This window comes from Pseudomonas sp. LSJ-87 (genome assembly GCF_032971465.1).
Lineage (GTDB): Bacteria > Pseudomonadota > Gammaproteobacteria > Pseudomonadales > Pseudomonadaceae > Aquipseudomonas > Aquipseudomonas putida_Z.
The window spans coordinates 23,897-48,907 of sequence record NZ_JAWJYQ010000043.1 but is presented as its reverse complement, the minus strand read 5'-3'; the positions used below and the strand labels follow the sequence as shown (position 1 = coordinate 48,907).

Here is a 25,011-nt window from a genome sequence, read left to right as displayed (position 1 = left end):
CCATGCTCGACCGCCACTCGCTGTTCTGGAAACTGGCGATCCTGCTGGTGGGCTTCTGCCTGCTGATGATCGGCCTCAGCTACACCTGGGGCCGGCACATGGAAACCCAGAACGCCTTCCTCTCGGAACCGGCGCGGCAGGCCTTGCGTGGCTATGCTGCCGAGGCCGAGCAGGCCTGGCGCAGTGGTGGGCGGGCAGGGCTGGACCGTTGGGTGGCGGCGATGCACCAGCGCGAACGCGGCTGGGTTGGCGTGCTCGACCTCAACCTGCGGCCGCTGGACAGCGCCAGCCTCGACCCGCAGATCATGCAGCGGCTGACCCGCCTGCGCGGTGTCGACTGGCCGATGAGTCGGCGCAGCGTCGAGCAGCCGTGGCTGCGCATACCGTTCCCGGGTGCTCCGGAGCAGGGCCTGCTGGTGATCGAACTGCCGCAGCGCTTCAACCCCGGGCAGTATCGGATGCTGTGGCGCATCGTCACCAACGGCATCATCCCCGGCCTGTTCACCCTGCTGTTGTGCGTGGGGCTTTACCGCATGCTGATCGTGCCGTTGAACCAGTTGCGCGAGCAGGCCAATGCCTGGCGCGCCGACCAGTTGTCGGCTCGCCTCGACCCACGCACCATCGCCCGGCATGACGAGTTGGGCGAACTGGCCCGGGCCTTCGACCAGATGGCCGAGCGGCTGCAGGGCACGGTAGCCATGCAGCAGCAGTTGCTGCGTGACCTGTCCCACGAAATGCGTACGCCACTCAGCCGGCTGCGGGTGGCCTGCGATGGCGAAACCGACCTGCAGCGCCTGCGTGAACGCCTGACACGGGAGGTGGACTGCATGCAGCAGCTGGTCGAGGACACCCTGCAACTGGCCTGGCAGGACGCCGAGCGTGCGCCGATGAACCTGGAGCCGATCGAGGTGCAGGCGCTGTGGGAGCTGCTGGCCGAGAATGCCAGCTATGAAAGCGGCTGGTCGCTGGCGCGGCTGCGCTGCGAAGTACCGGCCGACTGCTGGGTGCAGGGCAACCTGAACCACCTGGCCCAGGCGCTGGAGAACCTGTTGCGCAATGCCATTCGTCATTCGCCAGCCGATGGTGTGGTGCGCCTCGGCGGGCAGCGTGAAGGCGGGTATTGGTGGTTGTGGCTGGAAGACGAAGGGGGAGGCGTGGCTGAAGAAGACCTGGAGCGGATCTTTGCACCGTTCTCGCGGCTGGACGGTTCGCGGCCCGGGGATGGCGGTTTCGGCCTGGGGCTGAGCATTGCCCGCAGTGCCATCCAGCGCCAGGGTGGCACCTTGTGGGCGCAGAATGGCAAACGCGGGCTGCGGTTGTGGATGAGATTGCCGTTACATGTGCCGGCCCCTTCGCGGGTGAACCCGCTCCCACAGGTTCATCACTACTCTTGAGGCCAGTGGAGTCCCTGTGGGAGCGGGTTCACCCGCGAAAGGGCCGGTACAGGCTATCGATATAGCTTGTAGCTATATTCACCACAGATTGCGTGATATGGCCGGGAAGGGTTTGCCGGTATGATAGGCACCCCTGCCGTCCGGATTGTGAAATACGCCATGACCTTGCAGTACCCAACCATCGCCGATTGCGTCGGCAATACGCCCCTGGTTCGCCTGCAGCGTATCGCTGGCGAAACCAGCAACACCCTCCTGCTCAAGCTCGAAGGTAACAATCCCGCCGGCTCGGTGAAGGACCGCCCGGCACTGTCGATGATCACCCGCGCCGAACTGCGCGGCCAGATCAAACCCGGCGACACCCTGATCGAAGCCACCTCCGGCAACACCGGCATCGCCCTGGCGATGGCTGCGGCGATCAAGGGCTACAAGATGATCCTGATCATGCCCGACAACTCCACCGCCGAGCGCAAGGCCGCCATGACCGCCTACGGCGCCGAGCTGATCCTGGTGACCAAGGAAGAGGGCATGGAAGGCGCCCGTGACCTGGCCGAGAAGCTGCAGGCCGAAGGCCGCGGCCTGGTGCTGGACCAGTTCGCCAACGGCGACAACCCCATCGCCCACTACAACAGCACCGGCCCCGAGATCTGGCAGCAGACCCGGGGCACCATCACTCATTTCATCAGCTCCATGGGTACCACCGGCACCATCATGGGCTGCTCGCAGTACCTCAAGGAACAGAATCCGGCGGTGCAGATCGTCGGCCTGCAACCAATGGAAGGCTCGGCCATTCCGGGCATCCGCCGCTGGCCCGAGGAATACCTGCCGAAAATCTTCGACGCCAGCCGCGTCGACCGCGTGGTCGACATGTCGCAGCAGGAAGCCGAGGAAACCACCCGCCGCCTTGCCCGTGAAGAGGGCATTTTCTGCGGCGTGTCTTCCGGTGGTGCAGTCGCGGCCATGCTGCGCCTGTCCCGCGAGGTGGAAAATGCCACGATGGTCGCGATCATCTGCGACCGCGGCGACCGTTACCTGTCCACCGGCCTGTTCGACCCGAGCTAAATGTCCAAGAAGAAAAGCAACAGCGGCCTGCGCTTCCAGCCGGCCGGCGGCAACCGCAGCCCCCAGGTCCCGGTGGGCAAGAAGCAGCGCCTGGAAATCGAGCGCCTGGCCGGTGACGGCCGGGGCATTGCGTTCCACGAAGGGCGCACCTGGTTCGTCAGTGGCGCCCTGGCCGGCGAGGCCGTGGAGGCGCGGGTGCTCAATGCCCGTGGCAAAGTGGTCGAGGCCCGCCTTGAGCGCCTGCTGCAGGCCAGCCCCGAGCGCCGTCAGGCACCATGCCGGTATTACGAGCGCTGCGGTGGCTGCAACCTGCAGCACCTGCCGCATGAAGCGCAACTGGCGCTCAAGCAGCGCACCCTGGCCGAGCAGCTGCAGCGGGTGGCCGGCGTGCAGCCCGAGGAATGGGCCGCACCGCTGAGCGGGCCGGAGTTCGGTTACCGGCGCCGCGCCCGCGTGGCAGTGCGCTGGGACGCCAAGGCGCGCCAGCTGGAGGTCGGCTTCCGCGCCGAAGCCAGCCAGGACATCATCGCCATCGACGATTGCGCGGTGCTGGTACAGCCCTTGCAATCGATTCTGCGCCACTTGCCGACCGTGCTGCGCTCGCTGAGCAAGCCGCAGGCGCTGGGCCATGTGGAACTGTTCAGCGGCACTGCCGAGGCGCTGCTGGTGCGCCATGTCGCGCCGTTGCCGGCTGAAGACCTGGCCAGGCTGCAGGCGTTCTGCGAGCAGGCCAATGCCCAGCTGTGGCTGCAGGGCGAAGGTGAGCCGGCGCCAGTGGACCCGGCCGCGCAACTGGGCTTTGCCTTGGCGCCCTGGCAGCTGGAACTGGCCTGGCGCCCAGGTGACTTTGTGCAGGTGAATGCCCAGGTCAACACGGCGATGATCGAGCAGGCCCTGGCCTGGCTGGCACCCCAGGCCGACGAGCGCGTGCTGGACCTGTTCTGCGGCCTGGGCAACTTCGCCCTGCCGCTGGCCCGCCAGGCGCGCGAGGTGGTTGCAGTGGAAGGTGTGCAGGCCATGGTCGATCGGGCTGCAGCCAATGCCCGAAACAACAATGTGCATAACGCACGGTTTTTTCAGGCCGATTTATCGCAGCCTTTGGCAGGCGCCGGATGGGCCGCCGAGGGCTTTTCTGCGGTACTCTTGGATCCACCGCGCGACGGTGCTTTCGAGGTGGTGCAAGGCATCGCCCGCCTCAAGGCCAGAAGGCTGGTCTATGTATCGTGCAACCCGGCCACGCTGGCGCGAGACGCCCAGGTGCTGGTCGGCCAGGGGTACCGGTTAAAAAGGGCCGGGATTCTCGACATGTTTCCTCAGACGGCGCATGTCGAGGCCATGGCGTTATTCGAAGCGGGCTAGCTGACTGGCCCCTTGGTGCGGCTTTCACGGAAGGGTGGCCGCACGGTGATTGCCAGCGCACCCGCGTGGTGCGCTGTATGGAAAGGTAAAACAAAGATGGTACAGGTGAGAGTGCACCAGCCGGTCAACACCGACGGCAGTATCAATCTCGAAGCATGGTTGGACCATGTGGTAAGCGTCGATTCGGCACTGGATCGCGCAGCGCTGAAAGAGGCCTGCGAGTTTGCCCATGAGGTCGAGAAAAAGGGCAACCCGGCCAAGCATTCCTGGGCGGACGGTACGTCCAGCTTCCAGGCAGGCCTGGAGATTGCCGAAATCCTCGCCGACCTCAAGCTCGACCAGGATTCCCTGGTGGCGGCGGTCATCTACCGCTCGGTGCGTGAGGGCAAGGTGACCCTTGCCGAGGTCAGCCAGCGCTTTGGCCCGGTGGTGTCCAAGCTGATCGACGGTGTGCTGCGCATGGCTGCGATCAGCGCCAGCCTTAGCCCGCGCCAATCGCTGGTGCTGGGTTCGCAGGCGCAGGTCGAGAACCTGCGCAAGATGCTCGTGGCCATGGTCGACGACGTGCGCGTGGCACTGATCAAGCTGGCCGAGCGTACCTGCGCGATCCGTGCGGTCAAGGCCGCCGACGACGAGAAACGCCTGCGTGTCGCGCGCGAGGTGTTCGACATCTATGCGCCGCTGGCCCACCGCCTGGGTATCGGCCACATCAAGTGGGAGCTGGAAGACCTGTCCTTCCGCTACCTCGAACCCGACCAGTACAAACAGATTGCCAAGCTGCTGCACGAGCGCCGGCTGGACCGCGAGCGCTTCATCAGCGAGGTGATGAACCAGTTGCAGAACGAGCTGCTGGCCACTGGCGTCAAGGCCGACATCAGCGGCCGGGCGAAACATATCTATTCGATCTGGCGCAAGATGCAGCGCAAAGGCCTGGAATTCAGCCAGATCTACGACGTGCGCGCGGTCCGCGTGCTGGTGCCGGAAATCCGCGACTGCTACACCGCGCTGGGCATCGTGCACACCCTGTGGCGGCATATCCCCAAGGAGTTCGACGACTACATCGCCAACCCTAAGGAGAACGGCTATCGCTCGCTGCACACCGCGGTGATCGGCCCCGAGGGCAAGGTGCTGGAAGTGCAGATCCGTACCCACGGCATGCACGAGGAAGCCGAGCTTGGGGTTTGCGCCCACTGGCGTTACAAAGGCACCGACGTCAAGTCCAGCTCCAACCATTACGAAGAGAAGATCTCCTGGCTGCGCCAGGTGCTGGAGTGGCACGAAGAGTTGGGCGACATCGGTGGCCTGGCCGAGCAGCTGCGGGTCGACATCGAGCCGGACCGGGTCTACGTGTTCACCCCGGACGGCCACGCCATCGACTTGCCAAAGGGTGCCACGCCGCTGGACTTCGCCTACCGCGTGCACACCGAAATCGGCCACAACTGCCGCGGCGCCAAGATCAACGGGCGCATCGTGCCGCTCAACTACAGCCTGCAGACCGGCGAGCAGGTCGAGATCATCACCAGCAAGCATGGCAACCCCAGCCGTGACTGGTTGAACTCCAACCTGGGCTACGTCACCACCTCGCGGGCGCGGGCCAAGATCGTGCACTGGTTCAAGCTGCAGGCGCGCGACCAGAACGTCGCTGCCGGCAAGACCTTGCTCGAACGCGAGCTCAGCCGCCTGGGCCTGCCGCAGGTGGATTTTGAGCGCCTGGCCGAGAAGACCAACGTCAAGACCGCCGAGGACATGTTCGCCTCGCTCGGTGCTGGCGACCTGCGCCTGGCGCACCTGGTCAACGCCGCCCAGCAGTTGCTGGAGCCCGAGCGCATCGAGCAGATCGAACTGGTACCGCGCAAACCTACCGGGCCGCGTACCGGCAAGCGTGGCGACATCCAGATCCAGGGCGTCGGCAACCTGCTGACGCAGATGGCTGGCTGCTGCCAGCCGCTGCCGGGTGACGCCATCGTCGGCTACATCACCCAGGGCCGCGGCGTGAGCATCCACCGCCAGGACTGCGCCTCGGTGCTGCAGTTGGCGGGCAAGGAGCCGGAGCGCATGATCCAGGTCAGCTGGGGGCCGATCCCGGTGCAGACCTACCCGGTCGACATCGTCATCCGTGCCTACGACCGCCCGGGCTTGCTGCGCGATGTGTCGCAAGTGCTGCTGAACGAGAAGATCAACGTGCTGGCGGTGAACACCCGCTCGAACAAGGAAGACAACACTGCGCTGATGTCGCTGACCATCGAGATTCCAGGCCTGGATGCGCTGGGGCGCCTGCTGGGTCGGATCTCGCAGTTGCCGAATATCATCGAGACGCGGCGTAATCGCACCCCTTGATAAACTGGATTGGGGCCGCTATGCGGCCCATCGCCGGCAAGCCAGCTCCCACAGGTACTCCGCAGGCCTCAAGTCCTGTGCAATACCTGTGGGAGCTGGCTTGCCGGCGATCGGGGGCAAAGCCCCCGCCGAGGAATAGCTGACCATGACCTACACCCTCGAAGACCTGCTGCACCTCATGGCCCGCCTGCGCGACCCGCAGTACGGCTGCCCGTGGGACCTGAAGCAGAACTACGCGAGCATCGTCCCGCACACCATCGAAGAGGCCTACGAGGTTGCCGACACCATCGAACGTGGCGACTTCGAGCACCTGCAAGGTGAGCTGGGCGACCTGCTGTTCCAGGTGGTCTACTACAGCCAGCTGGCCCGCGAGGAAGGGCGTTTCGAGTTCGACGGCGTGGTCGACAGCATCACCCGCAAGCTCATTCGCCGTCACCCGCATGTATTCCCCACCGGCGAGCTGTACGCGCCGGTGGACACCCCCAGCCTGAGCGAGGCCCAGGTCAAGTCACGCTGGGAAGAAATCAAGGCTGAAGAGCGGGCGGAAAAGAGCCAGCCCGAACAGCTGTCGTTGCTCGACGACGTACCAGCGGCATTGCCGGCGTTGTCGCGGGCAGCCAAACTGCAAAAGCGCGCGGCCACGGTCGGTTTCGACTGGCCTGCGGCATTGCCGGTGCTGGACAAGGTCCGCGAAGAGCTGGACGAAGTGCTGCAGGCCATGGCCGACGGCGATGCCGATGCGCTCGAGGATGAAATCGGCGACCTGCTGTTTGCCGCCGTCAACCTGGCCCGCCACCTCAAGCATGACCCGGAACACGCCCTGCGCCGTGCCAATCGCAAGTTCGAGCGGCGTTTCCGCTTCATCGAACAGGCATTGCGCGACAGTGGCCGACCCATCGAAGATTGTAACCTTGACGAACTGGATGCCCTTTGGGGTGAAGCCAAACGTCAGGAAAAGAACCTGCCCAGCTGCGGCTGAGCTGTTGCATAAGTGAGTGAACATTCATGAGCCTTTCCCTTCGCGACCAACTGCTCAAAGCCGGTCTGGTCAACCAGAAACAGGTTTCCCAGGCCAACAAGGCCGAGAAGAAACAGAAACGCCTGGAGCACAAAGGCCAGGTCGAGGTGGACGACAGCCAGCAGCGCTTGGCCAAGGAAGCCATGGCCGAGAAAGCCAAGCGTGACCAGGAGCTGAACCGCCAGCAGCAGGAAAAAGCCGAGCAGAAGGCCCGCGCCGCGCAGATCAAGCAGTTGATCGAAGCGACTCGCCTGCCGAAGCTGAGCACCGAGGACTACTACAACTTCGTCGACGACAAGAAGGTCAAGCGCATTGCCGTCAATGCCCTGATGCGGACCAAGCTGAGCAATGGCGCGCTGGCCGTGGTGTCGTTTGCCGGCGGTTACGAGGTGATCCCTCGTGAGGCGGCGGTGAAGATCCAGGAGCGCGACCCCAACCGTATCCTGTTGCTGAATACCCATGTCGAGGAAGCGGACGAGGACGACCCGTACGCGGCCTACAAGATCCCTGATGATCTGATGTGGTAACCACGAAAAACCCCGCCTTGGCGGGGTTTTTCATTTGAAGATGGGTCATTGCGTGGCGCGCTGGTTTTCCAGGTTTTCCAGCTCTGTACGGTACTGGTGTGCTTCATGTTCGTTGTGGAACATCCCCACCAGCTGGCCCTGTTGGTGCACATCCCAGATCCGCACACCAGCGGTCAGGGCTTCGTGGGACATTTTCGATTCGTCGCGTTCGGTTACTTGGACTGTCATCGTTAAACTCCACTGCTTCAGTTGGCTGCGACACTGTGTCGCACAACCTCTTTATAGAGTTTGTTAGCAGGCTAAGTAAATAAAACCGGCATGAAACAAGTTTCATGGAAGCTGAAAGGTGTATTGCCTGGGCTGGCCCTATCGCCGGCAAGCCAGCTCCCACAGGTACTGCACAAGGGCTCAGGCTCTGAGGTCCCTGTGGGAGCTGGCTTGCCGGCGATAGGGCCAGTACAGACAGGCCAGAAACGTCAGGCAGAAAAAAGCCCCGCACAAGGCGGGGCTTCGGGTACTGCAGGCAACGCTGGCTCAGTTGCCCTTCACCGGCTTGCCATCGACCGTGCCATCCTGCAGCACGATCACGTATTCCTTGCCATCGGTCTCGACCTGGCGCAGTTGCACCAGCAGGTAGTCCCAGTTCTTGGCGAACCAAAGCTCGGTGATGCGCTTGCTCTGGCTTGGGTCGCGCACGCGCTCGACCTTCACCGCATCGACCTGGCCGGTCTTGGTAGTGACCTTTTCGGTGCCCAGCACGCGGAAGTCGTAGGTGTCGATCTCGTCACCGTCGACCACCTGGTAGGTCATGCTCTTCTTGCCGGCGGCCACGTCATGCTGCAGGGCCAGCTGGTAGGACGACTTGTCCAGCACGCCACGGTTCAGCGGCAGGCTGATGGCATCGCCACGGTCGCTGCCGGTGACCTTCTTGCTGTTCCAGTCGAAGGTCAGGTCGACCTTCTTGGCCTTGCCCAGGCCGCCACGCTCGAAGTGGTACTTCTGCGGCAGCAGGGTGTCGTTGTCCAGGCGCAGGGTGCTTTGCTCGGTCAGGCTGGCGATCATCATGGAAGCCTTGAAGTTAAGGTCCCAGGTACCGTTGGCATTCTTGACCAGGCTGCGCTCGGCGGTGCCGCTCATGGGCAGTTGCTTCCAGTCTGCGGTGTAGCTGGCCGAAAAAGGCTTCAGATCAGCTGCCTGGAGGGGCAGGGCGAGCACGGCGAGAGCCAAGAGCAGGGCGCGACGCATAAATTCTCCTAGGATCGAATCAAGTGACCGCTGGCCGCCAGGGGCTGGCCATCCAGTAATGCACCCTGTTCGCCAAGGCGCAAGCGCCCTTCGGCGAACCAGCGCACCGCCAGCGGGTAGATCAGGTGTTCCTGGCGGTGTACCCGCTGGGCCAGGCTTTCGACGGTGTCGTCAGACGCCACCGGAACCACAGCCTGTACGACCAGTGGGCCGCCATCGAGTTCCTCAGTCACGAAGTGTACGCTGCAGCCGTGCTCGGCGTCGCCTGCCTCCAGCGCCCGGCGGTGGGTATGCAGGCCCTTGTACTTGGGCAGCAGCGACGGGTGGATGTTGAGCAGGCGGCCCTGGTAGTGGCGCACGAAGTCGCCACTGAGGATGCGCATGAAACCGGCCAGCACCACCAGGTCCGGGGTGAAAGCATCGATGCGCGCCATCAGCGCGGCATCGAAGGCTTCACGGCCGTCGAACTGGGTGTGCTCGAGCACGACGCTGTCGATGCCGGCCGCCGCGGCGCGTTGCAGGCCGTAGGCATCGGCGCGGTTGGAAACCACCGCACGGATGCGCACCGGGCTGTCCTGGCCTTGGCAGCTGTCGATCAGGGCTTGCAGGTTGCTGCCGGAGCCCGACAGCAGTACCACTACATTGCAGGTCTTGCTTGGCATCAGTGTGCCTTGAGGTTCTGCAGCTCGACCTGGGCAGCGCCCTCGGCGGCTTCGGCGATGTGGCCGATCACCCATGGCTGCTCGCCAGCGGCGCGCAGTTCGTTCAGGGCAGCTTCTACCTGATCCTGGGCCACGCAGATGACCATGCCGACGCCGCAGTTCAGCACGCGGTGCATTTCATGCTCGTCGACGTTGCCTTTTTCCTGCAGGAAGTCGAACACCGCCGGGCGCTGCCAGCTGGCCACGTCGATGACCGCCTGGGCGTTGGCCGGCAGTACGCGCGGGATGTTGTCCAGCAGGCCGCCACCGGTGATGTGGGCCATGGCCTTGACCGCGCCGGTGTTCTTGATCAGTTGCAGCAGCGGCTTGACGTAGATGCGGGTCGGCGCCATCAGCAGGTCGGTCAGTGGCTTGCCGTCGAGCTGGGTGTTCTCGATGTCGGTGGCGGACACTTCGAGGATCTTGCGGATCAGCGAGTAGCCGTTGGAGTGCGGGCCCGAGGACGGCAGGGCGATCAGTGCGTCGCCGGTGGCAACCTTGGAGCCGTCGATGATCTCGGCCTTTTCCACCACGCCGACGCAGAAGCCGGCCAGGTCGTAGTCTTCGCCTTCGTACATGCCAGGCATTTCGGCGGTTTCACCACCGACCAGCGAGCAGCCGGCCAGTTCGCAACCGGCACCGATGCCGGTGACCACGGTGGCGGCCACGTCGACGTTCAGTTTGCCGGTGGCATAGTAGTCGAGGAAGAACAGCGGCTCGGCGCCGCACACTACCAGGTCGTTGACGCACATGGCGACCAGGTCCTGGCCGATGCTGTCGTGCTTGTTCAGGTTCAGTGCCAGGCGCAGCTTGGTGCCGACGCCGTCGGTGCCGGAGACCAGCACCGGCTGCTTGTAGCCGGCCGGGATCTCGCAGAGGGCGCCGAAGCCGCCCAGGCCACCCATGACTTCAGGGCGTGCGGTGCGTTTTGCCACGCCCTTGATGCGTTCGACCAGTGCTTCGCCGGCGTCGATGTCTACACCGGCGTCCTTGTAGCTCAGGGAGGGTTGCTTGCTCATTGATCCAGGCCTTTAGGAGGGAGGGATTCTTAAAAACGACCATGACGGCCAAGGCCGGCTGGTAAGCGGCGGCTGCCTGAAACGTCAGTGGTCTGTGAAGGCGCGCGATTTTATCAGGGTTGCCGGGCAGCGGCCATCCTCAGGCCGACGGGCAGGTGCCGAAAGCATTAAAAAAACATCCTTTCACGGGCCGCGACTGGTTGCCGCGCGGGTGGCTGTATAAGGTATAGGAAAGGTGGCAGGCAGAAATGCCCGGTGCCACGGAGCATTTCTTGCCCGTGGCGGTCACAGCCTGCAGGTAGCGCCACGTCGCTCCATGTGTTCTGGACAGGAATCCTCCATGCGTCTTTTCAATATTCTGGCAGTCGGTTGCCTGGCCCTGATCTCGGCCACTGCCCAGGCTGAAAGTGTCTCCGGCCTGTACCAGGTGCGCGAACCGGTATCCGGGCAGGGCGCCGAAGCCCGTGCCGCGGCTACCGCCCAGGCCCTCGATACCCTGGTAACGCGCCTGACCGGCGACCCCAAGGCAGCGCAAAGCCCGGCATTGGCCGGGCTGCGCAAGGACCCGCAGCAAATCATCAACCAGGTCGCCAGCGAAGCCGGGCCACCCGAGTCGGTGCTGGTCGAGTTCGACCCGGGCAGTACCGAACGGGCCTTGCGCAAGGCCGGCCTGGCCTTGTGGGGCAGCAACCGCCCCTCGATCCTCGGCTGGTGGCTGAACGACAGTGCCGAAGGCAGCAACCTGGTCGGTGACGGCCAGGCCAGTGCCCAACCCCTGCGCCGCGCCGCGCAGCACCGTGGCCTGCCGTTGCGCCTGCCGCTGGCCGACCTGCAGGAGCAACTGGTGGCCAATGCCGAGCAGATCGAAGGCAGCGACCCTGCGGCGCTGCGCGAAGCCTCAGGGCGCTACGGCGCCGATGCCTTGCTGGCGGTGCATGCCCGGGAAGCCGACGGCAAGTGGCAGGGCAAATGGCAGCTGTGGCTGGGTGACCAGCGTGAACAAGGCACTGCCGAAGGTGCCGACCCGGCAGCACTGGCCGACGCCGTGATGCTGGCGCTCAGCAGCCGCCTGGCGCCGCGCTACGTCACCCGCCCGGGCGCCAGCAGCCAGTTGCAGGTGCAAGTGCAGGGGATGAACCTGCAGCGCTACGCCGAGCTGGCCCGCGTGCTCGAACCCTTTGGCCCGCGCCTGCAGATGGCCGAAGGCAGCACCCTGACCTACGGCGTGACCGCCAACCGCGAACAGCTGCGCGCCCAGCTTGGCCTGGCCAAGCTGCAGGAAGTACCGGTAGAGCAGGCGCCCGCTGTGCAGCCCCCTCCAGCTCCGGCAGACGCTGCCGGCGCTGGGCAACCAGTGCCGGCCCAGCCAGCACCCAAGCCGTTCGACGGTTTGCGTTTTCGCTGGTAAGGGGAGCACACCGTGACCGACGTACGTCGTTGGATCTGGCTGGGCGTTGCCCTGCTGGTCGCCGTGCTGCTTTACAGCCTGCACAATATTCTTACCCCGTTCCTGGTCGGCATCCTGCTGGCCTACCTGGCCGACCCGCTGGTCGACCGCCTGGAGCGCCTGGGGCTGTCGCGCACCTGGGGCGTGGTGGTGGTTTTCGGCCTGTTTACCTTGCTGTTGCTGGCCTTGCTGCTGGTATTGGTGCCGCTGCTGGCCAAGCAGCTGGTGCGCCTGTACGAACTGGCGCCGCAGATGCTCGACTGGCTCGAGCACGTGGCGCTGCCCTGGGTGCAGAGCCGCCTGGGCCTGGCTGACGGCTTCTGGAAGTTCGACAAGATCAAGGCCGCCATCGGCACGCACATGGGCCAGACCACCGATATCGTCGGCGTGCTGCTGTCCCATGCCACTGCATCGAGCCTGGCGCTGATGGCCTGGCTGGCCAACATGGTGCTGATCCCGGTGGTGGGCTTCTATCTGCTACGCGACTGGGACCTGATGATGGCCAAGCTGCGTGGCCTGTTGCCGCGCCAGCGTGAGCCGCAAGTGATGGGCCTGGCGGGCGAATGCCATGAAGTGCTGGGGGCGTTCGTGCGCGGGCAATTGATGGTGATGGTGGCCCTGGGCATCATCTATTCGGCCGGGCTGATGCTGGTGGGGCTGGAGCTGGGGCTGCTGATCGGCATGCTCGCCGGGCTGGCTGCCATCGTGCCGTACATGGGCTTCATCATCGGCATCGGCGCGGCCTTGGTGGCTGGCCTGTTCCAGTTCGGTGGCGATTTGTACCCGATGCTGGGTATCGTCGCGGTGTTCATGGTCGGGCAGGCGCTGGAAGGCATGGTGCTGACCCCGCTGCTGGTCGGCGACCGTATCGGCCTGCATCCGGTGGCGGTGATCTTCGCGATCCTGGCCGGCGGTGAGCTGTTCGGCTTTACCGGGGTGTTGCTGGCGCTGCCGGTGGCGGCGGTGATCATGGTGCTGCTGCGGCATGTACATGACCTGTACAAGGAATCGGACATGTATGCCGGGGATATCGACCCGGAGTTGTGATCCCGGGGCCGCGTTGCGGCCCTTCGCGGGCTTGCCCGCTCCACAGGTGTGTCGCTGAGCCCATGATTTATGCGCCCCCTGTGGGAGCGGGCAAGCCCGCGAAGGGCTGCAATGCAGCCCCAAAACAGCCAAAAAAAGCGCAACTCGTTGATTTTACTTGTACTATCCGCTGCCGTGATTGTGCGCCCCGCGCTGCGGGTATAGACTTTGCACATTGTTCACCAAAGGCCCCCTGCGGTCCTGTCGACCGCCCGCGAGCATGAAACCACCGATCCAGTTGCCCCTGGGTGTGCGCCTGCGCGATGACGCCACCTTCATCAACTACTATCCGGGCGCCAATGCCGCGGCATTGGGCTACGTCGAGCGGCTATGCGAAGCCGACGCCGGCTGGACCGAGAGCCTTATCTACCTGTGGGGCAAGCAAGGTGTTGGCCGTACCCACCTGCTACAGGCCGCCACCCACCGCTTCCAGCAACGCGGCGAGCCAGCCGTCTACCTGCCACTGGCGCAATTGCTCGATCGTGGCGTAGGGCTGCTCGACTACCTGGCCCAGTACGAACTGGTGTGCATCGACGACCTGCACGTGATCGCCGGCAAGGCTGACTGGGAAGAGGCCATGTTCCATCTGTTCAACCGCCTGCGTGACAGCGGCCGGCGCCTGCTGCTGGCTGCCTCGGCATCGCCGCGCGAACTGCCGATCAAGCTGCCGGACCTGAAGTCGCGGCTGACCCTGGCCCTGGTGTTCCAGATGCGTGGCCTGTCCGACGAAGACAAGCTGCGTGCCCTGCAACTGCGTGCTTCGCGCCGTGGCCTGCACCTTACCGACGAAGTCGGTCACTTCATCCTCACCCGCGGCGCACGCAGCATGAGTGCGTTGTTCGACCTGCTCGAACGTCTCGACCAGGCCTCGTTGCAGGCACAACGCAAGCTCACCATCCCGTTCCTCAAGGAAACCCTGGGTTGGTAACCCCGAAAACGCTGGGCCAGAGCGGCAAAACAAAAAAGTCACATCTTTTTCGATAAAATTTGCAAATGGCCATGATAGAGGGCATAGTTTCACCCTTCTAAAGGATTACAGACACGGTCGTGCCCATGCTGAAGCGCTTCGCACCCCTCGTGCCACTCGCACTCGTGACCCTGCTTTTTGGCTGCGCGGCCCAAGGCCCAGCTTCTCATTCAGAGCCGCAGCCACAGGATCACTCCCCGATCGCCGCACAATCGGCGTTCAAGGCCAAAGCCTCGTCCTCGTCGGTATTCGGCGAGCCGGAAGAGCTGGCCACCGAAGATGACCTGGAGGCTTTCTCCAGCAGCAAGCCTTACCAGTTGCCAGCTCTGGCTGACAGCATTCTCGAGCGCGGCATGTCGCTGATCGGCACCCGCTACCGCTTCGGTGGTACCTCGGAGAAGTCCGGCTTCGACTGCAGTGGTTTCATCGGCTACCTGTTCCGCGAAGAGGCGGGCGTTACCCTGCCGCGTTCCACGCGTGAAATGATCAACGTCGATGCCCCGAAAGTGGCCCGCAACAAGCTCAAGCCAGGTGACCTGCTGTTCTTCAGCACCAATGGTCGCGGCCGCGTCAGCCATGCCGGCATCTACCTGGGTGACAACCAGTTCATCCACTCCAGCAGCCGCCGCAGTGGTGGCGTGCGCATCGACAGCCTCGGTGACCGCTACTGGAGCAAGACCTTCATCGAAGCCAAGCGTGCCTTGGCCATGGCGCCGACCACCAATATCGCGCGCAACTGATAGCAAAATGATATATCCTGCTGCGGCGGCGATGCTTTGAAAAAAGCTCGCCGCCGTGCGCATTTATAGAAAGCGTCTAATCTAAATTCTCAATTCTTTTCGGCTGCGGCCCAGCGGACTCAGACAGGATGTTCTGGCCATGGTAAAGATGGCGCGCTTCGCATTTCTCTCCTTGGCAGCCTTGCTGGCTGCCTGCTCCAGCCGTGCGCCTGCGCCGGCTCCTGTGGTACAGCCGCAGGTAACCTATAGCCAGCCCAGCCCTTCGCCGATTGCCGATGACGTGCTGATGCGTGCTATCGGCCTGGTGGGCACGCCTTATCGCTGGGGCGGCAACACGCCGGACTCCGGTTTCGATTGCAGTGGCCTGATCAAGTACGTCTACCGTGATGCTGCCGGCATAAGCCTGCCGCGTTCGACGCGTGAGATGATCGTCATGCGTGCGCCAACCGTGGATGCCAAGTCGCTGCAGTCCGGTGACCTGGTGTTCTTCGCCACCAGTGGCGGCTCGCAGGTCAGCCATGCTGGCATTTATGTTGGGGAAGGGCGCTTCGTGCATGCACCTTCCAGCGGTGGCACGGTGCGCCTGGACTACCTGTCCAACAGCTACTGGGCCAAGGCTTACCTGCAGGCCAAGCGCGTCATTCCGCAAGGGCATCTGGCGCAGAACCCCTGAGGACAGGCGGGGCTTTGCTCACCCGCCAGACCACATTGCCGACATCATCGGCTACCAGCACGCCGCCACGCCCGTCGGTGATTACGCCGACCGGGCGCCCTTGGGCCTTGCCATGCTCATCCAGAAAACCGGTAAGCAGGTCCACTGGCCTGCCCGAGGGTTTTCCTGACGGGTCGAACGGCACGAAAATCACTTTGTAGCCACTGTGTGGCTTGCGGTTCCACGACCCGTGCTGGCCTACGAATGCCCCTTGTTCGAAGGGCGGTGGTAGCCCATTCGGTTCGGCGAATGCCAGCCCCAGCGATGCCGTGTGTGGGCCCACGGCGTAGTCGGGCACCAGCGCCTGGGCTACTTTTTCAGGCGCTGGCGGTTGCACGCGCTCGTCCACGTGGCGGCCGTAGTAGCTGTAGGGCCAACCATAGAAACCGCCGTCCTTCACGGAAGTGATGTAGTCCGGTACCAGATCGCTACCGATCTCGTCACGCTCGTTGACTGCCGTCCACAACGCGCCGCTGTGCGGCTCCCAGGCCAGGCCGTTAGGGTTGCGCAGGCCATTGGCGAACAGGCGGTGCTGGCCGCTGGCGGGGTCCACCTCCCAGATCGCGGCGCGTCCCTGTTCCTTGTCCATACCGTTTTCGCCTACGTTGCTGTTGGAGCCGACCGTCACGAAAAGCTTCTTGCCATCGGGGCTGGCGATGACGTTCTTGGTCCAGTGGTGGTTGAGCGTCCCGCCTGGCAACTCGACTACCGGCTGGCCTTCATTGCGAATTTGCATGGCACCGGGCTCGTAGTGAAAGCGCAGCAGCCTGTCGGTGTTGGCGACGTAGAGATCCTTGCCGACCAGGGCCATGCCGAACGGTGAGTTGAGCTCTTCGATGAAGGTCGTGCGGATTTCAGCCACCCCGTCGTGGTCGGCATCCCGTAGCAGGGTAATGCGGTTGGCGCTGGGCACGCCTGCACCTGCCCGCTTCATCACCTTCTTCATGACCCAACCGCGCAGGCCCTTGCCATCTTCGGGTTTGGGCGGGGCATTGGTTTCAGCTACCAGCACGTCTCCGTTGGGCAGCAGGTATAGCCAGCGAGGGTGGTCGAGCCCGCTGGCGAACGCTTTCACCTGAGTGCCTGGTGCTGCTTCGGGCTTGACGTCCTTGGGCCAGCCCACTGCCGGTGCGATATTCACAGTGGGGAGGGTGGTCTTGACTGGAGCAGGCAGCTGGGGCGTTGGGCCACTGCCGTCGAGTACATTCAGCAGGGCGGTTTCGCCGCAGGCAGTCAGGCTGGCGGCCAATAACCAAGGCATCAGGTGTTTCATGGGCGGCATCCTCCTAAGAAGGCCTATGGAACTGAGAGGTCGGCGACGTTCGCCGGGTTCCCGTGAACCATCCAACTGCCGTTGCCGTTGCCGTTGCCGTTGCCGTTGCCGTTGCCGTTGCCGTTGCTTTTGCTTCTAAGCGCGCGATAGTTCAGGCGCCGCCGATTGCGACTTCAGGAGGCCGAGCGAAGGGACTGCGGAGGGAGGTGACGGGCATCCATGCCCGTCACCTCCCTCCGCAAGACCTCTGCTCGGCCTCCTGAAGTCGCCAAGATCAAGATCAAGATCAAGATCAAGATCAAGATCAAGATCAAGATCAAGATCAAGATCAAGATCAAGATCAAGATCAAGATCAAGAGCAAGAGCAAGAGCAAGCAGGTCTGGTGGTGGCTCAATGTGCCAGTGAGATGCGCTGCTGTTGCAAAGGTGGCGTGGGGGCGAGACCAAGAATCAGATTTAACACCTTTCTTGTAGGCCGTTTCCCAAAGATACTCTTAACACCTATTCTCCGTTGCGCGCGCCAAATGCGGTCTCTAGTCTCGGCATGTCGTTGACCTTCAATGACCGGGTTAGCCGCCCGAAATCGTCATACACCGCAGCTGAGCAATACCGAGTAATCGGCATTGGCGCCTTATGGCGGCTGTGCGTGGGGCACCTGCGGGTGCGCCGGGTGCCTGACGTCCCGGTCGGCTAACCCACGTACAGCTGCCACCATACTGTTTAGCCGCGGTCGGTGGTCGCTTCACTACGACAGGAGCCTTAAATGACCACCGAAGACACGAAATGCACAGTCGGCAAAACCATATTCTTTCAAGGTGAAAACCAGACCCACCCCCTTTTCCGCATCGAACCCGGTATCTCCTGCCAGAACGCCCGCGAACAAGCCTCGGAATTGATCGGCTATGCACGGGACCTGACCATCGACGGCCTGATGGAAGACAAGCCAAAGCTTATCTGGGCCGCGCTCTCATGGAGCCGCATATAACTGAAAGGTTTAGCAGGGGCTCTGTGGGAGCGGGCGCGCCCGCGAACACCGGCGCAGCCGGTGCCAGCCACCGCGCTGGATTCTTCGCGGGCACGCCCGCTCCCACAGAAACCACGTCGCGCTTGCGAAACGAGTTCCGGCCCCGGCCCGAGCCGAAGTTGCTTCAAGCCTGCTTGAGCAACAACGCTACCCCCGGGAAATACTGCCCCAGCTCGTTGTGCAATTTGCGATAGGCATACGGGAAGTACCAGGCGATGGCACAGGCGGTATGTTTCTGCAGATCGTCGACCAGGTCCTGCAGTTCCTCGGGGCTGGCATGCTGGCCAGCCTTCCACGGGCTGATGAACAGCGCCCCGGCTTTCAACTGGCTGGGGTAGGCCACCTGGCGCGCCAGGGCAGCGGTCTGCTGCAGGGCGTCGGCCATGTCCAGCCGGGCAACTTTTGGCCAGCGCTGGCTGACACTGAGGTACAGCGCTTCATCGGCACTGCTGATCGACAGGTCGCAGCGCCCTTCGTGTTCACCTTCGTCGCGCTGCTTCTTGCTGGCAAACTGCTGCAGCGCCGCCAGTTCGGCCTGCCACGCCGCTGCGGCAAGCAGCCCGGTATTGGCGGCGGCGCCATGCCAGTAAGGGGCTTCGGCATCGCCGGCAAACTGGTTGAAGCGGTCGATACAGTCGCCCCAGCGCTCCAGCACCGGGGCGAGAAACTCCAGGCGCGGGTTGTTGATGATCTGGCCTCGCATGCTGCGCTCTCCTGTTATCGTTGTGATCGCGTTCAGCTGAAAGTGATGGCTATGTGATATCACTGTATTCAGTGTGGCACAACCAGGTGAATTGGCCATTACCCGGGCGGTGCCTGTTCGACTGCAAAGCGGTCCGCTTCGATTGACGCTCCCGGTGCAACCCTCTAACCTTCGCGCGTGTTTCAGGTGCCCTGCCAGCCCCGACTGGGCAGGGTGAAACTGGGAAGCCGGTGGGTGCCAGCATGGCGCGATTCCGGCGCTGCCCCCGCAACGGTAGGTGAGTCGCGGCCGCGCAGGGCCACTGGGTGCCAGCACCCGGGAAGGCGCGCAGGCCTGGGCCAAGGCCCGCTCACAAGCCCGGAGACCGGCCTGATACTGCCAACGGCATCACGGAGGGTGATGCGCGGTGCACCGTGGCGTACGGCCACGGCCCCTGCGCGTTCTCCGTCTGCCCGCCTTTTACCTGTCGCCGCGCGTTGCCGTGGCGCCAGCCAGCGGAGAACCCTGATGAGCGAATCCACCGAACGCGACGAACGCCACCTGGCGCGCATGCAGCGCAAGAAGGCGATCATCGACGAGCGCATCGCCAAATCCCCCAACGAATGCGGCCTGCTGCTGGTGCTGACCGGCAATGGCAAAGGCAAGAGCAGCTCGGCCTTCGGTATGCTCGCGCGCGCCCTGGGCCATGGCATGCAGTGCGGTGTGGTGCAGTTCATCAAGGGCCGCAACAGCACCGGCGAAGAGCTGTTCTTCCGCCGCTTCCCCGAGCAGGTGCGCTACCACGTGATGGGCGAGGGCTTTACCTGGGAAACCCAGGACCGCCAGCGCGACATTGCCGCCGCCGAAGCGGCCTGGGCCGTGTCGCGCCAGTTGCTGCAAGACCCTAGCGTGCAGTTCGTGGTGCTCGATGAACTGAACATCGCCCTCAAGCACGGCTACCTCGACCTTGACCAGGTGCTGTCCGACATCCAGGCCCGCCCACCGATGCAGCATGTGATCGTCACTGGCCGTGCCGCGAAACCCGAGATGATCGAGCTGGCCGACACCGTGACCGAGATGGGCATGCTCAAGCACGCCTTCCAGGCCGGCATCCGTGCACAGAAGGGCGTGGAACTGTGAGCCAGCCGCGCCATTGCCCCGCCGTGCTGATCGCGGCACCGGCCTCTGGCCAGGGCAAGACCACCGTCACCGCCGCCCTGGCCCGCCTGCACCGCAACCTCGGGCGCAAGGTGCGGGTGTTCAAGTGCGGGCCCGACTTTCTCGACCCGATGATCCTCGAGCGAGCCAGCGGCGCGCCGGTGTACCAGCTCGACCTGTGGATGATCGGCGCCGAGGAAAGCCGCCGCCTGCTGTGGGAAGCCGCCGGCGAGGCCGACCTGATCCTGATCGAAGGAGTGATGGGGCTGTTCGACGGCACGCCGTCCAGCGCCGACCTGGCGTGCCACTTCGGCGTGCCGGTGCTGGCGGTGATCGACGGCACGGCCATGGCCCAGACCTTCGGCGCCCTGGCCCTGGGCCTGGCACGCTACCAGGCGGACCTGCCGTTTGCCGGTGTGTTGGCCAACCGGGTCGGCAGCCTGCGCCACGCGCAACTGCTGGAAGGTAGCCTGACCGAGGGCCTGCGCTGGTATGGCGGCTTGTCCCGCGAGCGCGGTATCGAGCTGCCCAGCCGCCACCTGGGGCTGGTCCAGGCCAGCGAGCTGAACGACCTGGACGCGCGCCTGGATGCCGCTGCCGAGGCGCTTGGCGCCAGTTGCGATGCTGCCTTGCCGCCGCCAGTGACCTTTGCCGAACCCGAGCCGCAAGCCAGTACTGCCTCGTTGGCCGGTGTGCGCATTGGCGTGGCGCGGGACGAGGCCTTTGCCTTCACCTATGGCGCCAACCTCGACCTGCTGCGCAACCTGGGCGCACAGCTGGAATTCTTCTCGCCGCTGCATGACCGCGAACTGCCGGCAGTGGACAGCCTGTACCTGCCGGGTGGTTATCCCGAGCTGCACCACCACGCCCTGGCCGCCAACGCGCCGATGAGCGAGGCGATCCGTGCCCATCACGCCCAGGGCAAACCGTTGCTGGCCGAGTGCGGCGGCATGCTGTATCTGCTCGATGCCCTGACCGACGTGGCCGGCGAGCGTGCCGAGCTGCTCGGCCTGCTGCCGGGCGAAGCGACCATGCAGAAGCGCCTGGCTGCCTTGGCCTTGCAGGCGGTGGAACTGCCGGAAGGCACCCTGCGCGGTCACACCTATCACCATTCGCTGACCAGTACCGCACTGGAGCCGATCGCACGTGGCCTGAGCCCCAATGGCGGGCGTGGCAACGAAGCGGTGTACCGCCTGGGTCGGCTGACGGCTTCCTACGTGCATTTCTACTTCCCCTCCAACCCGGATGCGGCGGCGGCGCTGTTGCGACCATGAGCGAACACGCCTACAGCGACGCCGAGCGCGCCGCGATCTACCGGGCCATCGGCGAGCGCCGTGACATGCGCCATTTCGCCGGTGGCGAGGTAGCCCCGGAACTGCTGGGCCGCCTGTTGGCTGCCGCGCACCAGGCGCCCAGCGTCGGGCTGATGCAGCCCTGGCGTTTCATCCGAATCACCCGGCGCGACCTGCGTGCGCGTATCCAGGCCTTGGTGGAAGCAGAGCGGGTGCGTACCGCCGAAGCGTTGGGCGAACGCTCCGACGCCTTCATGAAACTGAAGGTGGAGGGCATCAATGACTGCGCCGAGTTGCTGGTGGCCGCCCTGATGGACAACCGCGAGCCGCATATCTTCGGCCGCCGCACCCTGCCGGAAATGGACCTGGCCTCGCTGGCCTGCGCCATCCAGAACCTGTGGCTGGCAGCCCGTGGCGAAGGCCTGGGCATGGGCTGGGTGTCGCTGTTCGACCCGCAGGCGCTGGCGGCGCTGCTGGGCATGCCGGCCGGGGCCAAGCCGGTCGCGGTGCTGTGCCTGGGGCCGGTAACCGAGTTCTACCCGGCACCGATGCTGGTGCTGGAAAACTGGGCCGAGGAACGGCCCTTGAGTGAAATGCTCTTTGAGAACCAATGGGGAGAGCGCCAATGAGCGTGGCCTTGCTGACCGTGGCCGGGGTGGCCCTGGATGCCTTGCTGGGCGAACCGCAGCGGCGCCATCCGCTGGTAGCCTTCGGCAACATGGCCGGTAACCTCGAGCGCCGACTGAATGCCGGTGGGCGCGGCTGGCGCAGCCACGGGGTGAGCGCATGGTTCCTGGCCGTGGTGCCGCTTACCCTGGTGGCACTGATCCTCTCCTGGCTGCCGTATATCGGCTGGCTGGTCGACGTGCTGGCGCTGTACTGCGCCGTCGGACTGCGCAGCCTGGGCGAACACGTGTTGCCGGTGGCCAGTGCCTTGCGCCAGGGTGACCTGCAAGAAGCGCGGCGCCGTGTGGGCTACCTGGTCAGCCGCGAAACCCGCGAACTGGACGAACCTGCGGTTGCCCGGGCGGCCACCGAATCGGTACTGGAGAATGGCAGCGATGCGGTATTCGCCGCGCTGTTCTGGTTCGTGGTCGCCGGCGCGCCGGGCGTGGTGCTGTACCGCCTGAGCAACACCCTGGACGCGATGTGGGGCTACCGCAACGAGCGCTTCGAACGCTTCGGCTGGTGCGCGGCGCGCGTCGACGATGTGCTCAACTATATCCCTGCCAGGCTGGTGGCGTTGACCTACGCGCTGCTGGGCAAGACCCGCCTGGCCCTGGCCTGCTGGCGCAAGCAGGGCCCGCTGTGGGACAGCCCCAATGCCGGGCCGGTGATGGCCGCCGGTGCTGGTGCGTTAGGTGTGGAACTGGGTGGCCCGGCGGTGTACCACGGCGAGCTGCATGAGCGGCCACGCCTGGGTGACGGGCCAATGGCCGACGCCGACGCCATCGAGCGCGGCTGGGGCCTGGTGCAGCGCGGCGTATGGCTGTGGCTGCTGGTGATCTGCCTGGGGGCCTATATCAATGCTTGAACACGGAGGCCGCCTGCTGCGGGCGGTACGGCAATACGGCATCGCCCGCGAGCAGTGGCTCGACCTGTCCAGCGGCATTGCGCCATGGCCTTTCCCGATTCCACCGATTCCCGTGGAGGCCTGGGCTCGCCTGCCGGAGACCGAGGACGGCCTGGAGGACGCCGCGCGTGCGTATTACGGCGCCCGCCAATTGCTGGCGGTGGCCGGTTCCCAGGCCGCGATCCAGGCCTTGCCGCTGTTGCGCGCAGCCGGCCGGGTAGGGGTGTTGACGCCATGCTATGCCGAGCACCCCTACGCCTGGCAACGGGCGGGGCACCAGTTGCTTGAGCTGGACGAAGCACAGGTCGAGGCGACGCTCGACAGCCTCGACGTACTGGTGCTGGTCAACCCCAACAACCCCACCGGCCGCCGGGTGCCGCGTGAACGCCTGCTGGATTGGCATGCGCGCCTGGCCGCCCGCGGTGGTTGGCTGCTGGTCGACGAAGCGTTCATGGACAACACCCCGGCGGATGGCGTGGTCGATTGTGCCGAGCGCCCGGGGCTGATCGTGCTGCGCTCGTTCGGCAAGTTCTTCGGCCTGGCCGGCGTGCGCCTGGGGTTCGTTGCCGCCGAACGCAGCCTGCTGCTACGCCTGGCCGAGTTGCTTGGGCCGTGGACCGTCAATGGCCCGACCCGGGTGCTGGCCCAGGCCAGCCTGGCCGACCACGCCGCCCAGCGTGTGCAGGTCGAACGCTGCGCTGCCGCCAGCCAGCGGCTGGCTATGCTGTTGCGCAGCGCCGGCCTGGCGCCCAGCGGCGGTTGCGATCTGTTCCAGTACGTACGCAGCGAGCACGCTGCGCAACTGCATGACTTTCTTGCCCGCCGCGGCATCCTGGTGCGGCTGTTCGAGCAGCCGTCGGCGGTACGCCTTGGGCTGCCTGCCCATGCGGTGGACGAACAGCGCCTGGCCCAGGCCCTGGCGGCCTATCAGAAGGAAACGGCATGACCACCCTCATGGTGCAAGGCACCACCTCCGACGCCGGCAAGAGCACGCTGGTGACTGCACTTTGCCGCTGGCTGTTGCGCCAGGGCGTCGGTGTGGTGCCGTTCAAGCCACAGAACATGGCGCTGAACAGCGCGGTGACCGCCGACGGCGGTGAAATCGGCCGGGCCCAGGCGGTGCAGGCCCAGGCCTGTCGGCTGCAACCGCACACCGACATGAACCCGGTGCTGCTCAAGCCCAATAGCGACACCGGCGCCCAGGTGATCATCCATGGCCGCGCCGTCACTAGCATGAACGCGGTGGCCTACCACGACTACAAGGCTATCGCCATGCAGGCGGTGCTGGCTTCGCACCAGCGCCTGAGTGCTGCCTGGCCGGTGGTCATGGTCGAAGGTGCGGGCTCGCCAGCGGAGATCAACCTGCGTGCCGGTGACATTGCCAACATGGGCTTTGCCGAAGCGGTGGACTGCCCGGTGATCCTGGTTGCCGACATCAATCGTGGTGGTGTTTTCGCCCATCTGGTCGGCACCCTGGAACTGCTGTCGCCCAGTGAGCAGGCGCGGGTAAAGGGCTTTGTCATAAACCGCTTCCGCGGCGACATCGCCTTGCTGCAGCCGGGGCTGGACTGGCTGGAGCAGCGCACCGGCAAGCCGGTGCTGGGCGTGCTGCCGTATGTCACCGATCTGCATCTGGAAGCCGAAGACGGCATCGACGCACGCCAGGGGGCAAAGGCCGAGCGCGTGCTCAAGGTGATCGTCCCGGCACTGCCGCGTATCAGTAACCACACCGACTTTGACCCGCTGCGCCTGCACCCGCAGGTGGACCTGCAGTTCATCGGCGCGGGCCAGCCGATCCCGGCCGCCGACCTGATCATCCTGCCGGGCTCCAAGAGTGTGCGCGGCGACCTGGCGCAACTGCGTGAGCGCGGTTGGGACAAGGCCATCGACCGGCACCTGCGCTATGGCGGCAAGCTGATCGGGATCTGCGGTGGCCTGCAGATGCTGGGCCGCGAAGTGCATGACCCGCTTGGTCTCGAAGGTGCCGCCGGCTCCAGCCCGGGGCTTGGCCTGCTCGATTACGCCACGGTGCTCGAAGCCGAGAAGCAACTGCGCAACGTTGCCGGCACGCTGAACCTGGAGGCAGTCCCGGTTGCCGGTTATGAAATTCATGCTGGCGTCACCACGGGGCCTGCCCTGGAGCAGCCAGCCGTGCAACTTGCCGATGGCCGTTGCGATGGTGCTGTCAGCGCTGATGGCCAGATACTTGCCACCTACCTGCACGGCCTGTTCGAAGGTAGCCAGTCGTGCGCGGCGCTGCTGCGCTGGGCTGGGCTGGATGATGTGCAGGCCGTCGATTACCAGGCCCTGCGCGAACGCGATATCGAGCGCCTGGCCGACCTGGTGGAAAAGCACCTGGACACCGCGCGCCTGCGCCAGCTCTGTGGGGTGGCCTGAC

At 64.8% G+C, this 25,011-nt stretch carries 25 protein-coding genes and 1 riboswitch; of the genes, 19 read left to right on the top strand and 6 right to left on the bottom strand.

Annotated elements, in window-relative coordinates; genetic code table 11:
- Positions 1–2: 2 nt before the first annotated feature.
- From RYH74_RS21640 to RYH74_RS21615, 6 genes are all read left to right on the top strand, one after another.
- Positions 3–1,394 carry a sensor histidine kinase gene (locus RYH74_RS21640; protein WP_075044004.1) on the top strand — a complete coding sequence of 464 codons (1,392 nt, stop codon included), beginning with the start codon at positions 3–5 and terminating at the stop codon, positions 1,392–1,394.
- Positions 1,395–1,553: 159 nt separating this feature from the next.
- Positions 1,554–2,453 carry a cysteine synthase CysM gene (gene cysM / locus RYH74_RS21635; RefSeq protein WP_317410106.1) on the top strand — a complete coding sequence of 300 codons (900 nt, stop codon included), beginning with the start codon at positions 1,554–1,556 and terminating at the stop codon, positions 2,451–2,453.
- Positions 2,454–3,812, top strand: coding sequence for a 23S rRNA (uracil(1939)-C(5))-methyltransferase RlmD (gene rlmD, locus RYH74_RS21630; protein ID WP_061551293.1), 1,359 nt, complete (start codon positions 2,454–2,456; stop codon positions 3,810–3,812).
- A gap of 96 nt (positions 3,813–3,908) precedes the next feature.
- Positions 3,909–6,149 (top strand): GTP diphosphokinase, encoded by a 2,241-nt coding sequence (relA, locus tag RYH74_RS21625; protein WP_015269231.1) that lies wholly within the window; start codon positions 3,909–3,911, stop codon positions 6,147–6,149.
- Positions 6,150–6,294: 145 nt separating this feature from the next.
- The gene (gene mazG / locus RYH74_RS21620) at positions 6,295–7,128 is read left to right on the top strand and encodes a nucleoside triphosphate pyrophosphohydrolase (RefSeq protein ID WP_025338013.1); all 834 of its coding nucleotides are present in this window, start codon (positions 6,295–6,297) and stop codon (positions 7,126–7,128) included.
- Between the two features lie 26 nt (positions 7,129–7,154).
- Complete coding sequence (locus tag RYH74_RS21615; protein WP_025338014.1) at positions 7,155–7,694, top strand: DUF2058 domain-containing protein; 540 nt, start codon at positions 7,155–7,157, stop codon at positions 7,692–7,694.
- A 45-nt stretch (positions 7,695–7,739) separates the two neighbouring features.
- Here the strand turns inward: RYH74_RS21615 and RYH74_RS21610 are convergent, their stop codons facing one another.
- From RYH74_RS21610 to purM, 4 genes are all read right to left on the bottom strand, one after another.
- A complete protein-coding gene (locus RYH74_RS21610) occupies positions 7,740–7,922 on the bottom strand; it encodes a hypothetical protein (RefSeq protein ID WP_075044007.1) in 183 nt (60 codons plus the stop codon).
- A gap of 306 nt (positions 7,923–8,228) precedes the next feature.
- Positions 8,229–8,939 carry a DUF3108 domain-containing protein gene (locus tag RYH74_RS21605; protein WP_025338015.1) on the bottom strand — a complete coding sequence of 237 codons (711 nt, stop codon included), beginning with the start codon at positions 8,937–8,939 and terminating at the stop codon, positions 8,229–8,231.
- Positions 8,940–8,947: 8 nt separating this feature from the next.
- Positions 8,948–9,601, bottom strand: a complete 654-nt coding sequence (gene purN / locus RYH74_RS21600; RefSeq protein ID WP_286101182.1) for a phosphoribosylglycinamide formyltransferase — start codon at positions 9,599–9,601, stop codon at positions 8,948–8,950.
- Positions 9,601–10,659: a phosphoribosylformylglycinamidine cyclo-ligase gene (gene purM, locus RYH74_RS21595; protein WP_013971366.1), complete on the bottom strand. Its 1,059-nt coding sequence runs from the start codon at positions 10,657–10,659 to the stop codon at positions 9,601–9,603. Before purM ends, purN begins: the two co-directional genes overlap by 1 nt.
- 340 nt (positions 10,660–10,999) lie before the next feature.
- On the opposite strand from purM, the gene RYH74_RS21590 reads away from it, so the two are divergent.
- From RYH74_RS21590 to RYH74_RS21570, 5 genes are all read left to right on the top strand, one after another.
- Complete coding sequence (locus tag RYH74_RS21590) at positions 11,000–12,067, top strand: DUF2066 domain-containing protein (protein ID WP_085593180.1); 1,068 nt, start codon at positions 11,000–11,002, stop codon at positions 12,065–12,067.
- A gap of 12 nt (positions 12,068–12,079) precedes the next feature.
- The gene (locus RYH74_RS21585; RefSeq protein ID WP_085665678.1) at positions 12,080–13,153 is read left to right on the top strand and encodes an AI-2E family transporter; all 1,074 of its coding nucleotides are present in this window, start codon (positions 12,080–12,082) and stop codon (positions 13,151–13,153) included.
- 259 nt (positions 13,154–13,412) lie between these two features.
- On the top strand, positions 13,413–14,120 hold the full coding sequence (gene hda / locus RYH74_RS21580) for a DnaA regulatory inactivator Hda (RefSeq protein WP_013971369.1): 708 nt from the start codon (positions 13,413–13,415) through the stop codon (positions 14,118–14,120).
- A gap of 125 nt (positions 14,121–14,245) precedes the next feature.
- A complete protein-coding gene (locus tag RYH74_RS21575) occupies positions 14,246–14,899 on the top strand; it encodes a C40 family peptidase (protein WP_084785065.1) in 654 nt (217 codons plus the stop codon).
- A gap of 139 nt (positions 14,900–15,038) precedes the next feature.
- Positions 15,039–15,572, top strand: a complete 534-nt coding sequence (locus RYH74_RS21570) for a C40 family peptidase (protein ID WP_013971371.1) — start codon at positions 15,039–15,041, stop codon at positions 15,570–15,572.
- Here RYH74_RS21570 and RYH74_RS21565 read toward each other — a convergent pair.
- Positions 15,538–16,884, bottom strand: a complete 1,347-nt coding sequence (locus RYH74_RS21565; RefSeq protein ID WP_317410105.1) for a sorbosone dehydrogenase family protein — start codon at positions 16,882–16,884, stop codon at positions 15,538–15,540. The genes RYH74_RS21570 and RYH74_RS21565 overlap by 35 nt on opposite strands.
- Positions 16,885–17,103: 219 nt before the next feature.
- Between RYH74_RS21565 and RYH74_RS21560 the strand changes: the two genes are divergently transcribed.
- Together RYH74_RS21560 and RYH74_RS21555 are read left to right on the top strand one after the other, a co-directional pair.
- Positions 17,104–17,358, top strand: coding sequence for a hypothetical protein (locus RYH74_RS21560; protein ID WP_317410104.1), 255 nt, complete (start codon positions 17,104–17,106; stop codon positions 17,356–17,358).
- Between the two features lie 289 nt (positions 17,359–17,647).
- Positions 17,648–17,869 (top strand): DUF3077 domain-containing protein, encoded by a 222-nt coding sequence (locus tag RYH74_RS21555; RefSeq protein ID WP_317410103.1) that lies wholly within the window; start codon positions 17,648–17,650, stop codon positions 17,867–17,869.
- A 163-nt stretch (positions 17,870–18,032) separates the two neighbouring features.
- On the opposite strand, the gene RYH74_RS21550 is transcribed toward RYH74_RS21555, so the two are convergent.
- On the bottom strand, positions 18,033–18,611 hold the full coding sequence (locus tag RYH74_RS21550; protein ID WP_075044012.1) for a hypothetical protein: 579 nt from the start codon (positions 18,609–18,611) through the stop codon (positions 18,033–18,035).
- A gap of 167 nt (positions 18,612–18,778) precedes the next feature.
- Positions 18,779–18,999, top strand: a riboswitch (cobalamin riboswitch).
- Between the two features lie 119 nt (positions 19,000–19,118).
- Between RYH74_RS21550 and cobO the strand changes: the two genes are divergently transcribed.
- The 6 genes from cobO to RYH74_RS21520 are packed head-to-tail and all read left to right on the top strand — an operon-like array spanning position 19,119 to position 25,010.
- Entirely contained in the window at positions 19,119–19,730 is a 612-nt protein-coding gene (cobO, locus tag RYH74_RS21545) for a cob(I)yrinic acid a,c-diamide adenosyltransferase (protein WP_075044013.1), read from the top strand.
- Complete coding sequence (locus RYH74_RS21540) at positions 19,727–21,022, top strand: cobyrinate a,c-diamide synthase (RefSeq protein ID WP_317410102.1); 1,296 nt, start codon at positions 19,727–19,729, stop codon at positions 21,020–21,022. The genes cobO and RYH74_RS21540 overlap by 4 nt, the downstream gene beginning before the upstream one ends.
- Positions 21,019–21,669 carry a 5,6-dimethylbenzimidazole synthase gene (gene bluB / locus RYH74_RS21535; RefSeq protein WP_025338024.1) on the top strand — a complete coding sequence of 217 codons (651 nt, stop codon included), beginning with the start codon at positions 21,019–21,021 and terminating at the stop codon, positions 21,667–21,669. Before RYH74_RS21540 ends, bluB begins: the two co-directional genes overlap by 4 nt.
- The gene (cbiB, locus tag RYH74_RS21530; protein ID WP_085593447.1) at positions 21,666–22,574 is read left to right on the top strand and encodes an adenosylcobinamide-phosphate synthase CbiB; all 909 of its coding nucleotides are present in this window, start codon (positions 21,666–21,668) and stop codon (positions 22,572–22,574) included. Before bluB ends, cbiB begins: the two co-directional genes overlap by 4 nt.
- Positions 22,567–23,559: a threonine-phosphate decarboxylase CobD gene (gene cobD / locus RYH74_RS21525; protein WP_317410101.1), complete on the top strand. Its 993-nt coding sequence runs from the start codon at positions 22,567–22,569 to the stop codon at positions 23,557–23,559. The genes cbiB and cobD overlap by 8 nt, the downstream gene beginning before the upstream one ends.
- Positions 23,556–25,010 carry a cobyric acid synthase gene (locus RYH74_RS21520; RefSeq protein WP_085721795.1) on the top strand — a complete coding sequence of 485 codons (1,455 nt, stop codon included), beginning with the start codon at positions 23,556–23,558 and terminating at the stop codon, positions 25,008–25,010. Before cobD ends, RYH74_RS21520 begins: the two co-directional genes overlap by 4 nt.
- The last annotated feature ends 1 nt before the right edge of the window (position 25,011 follow it).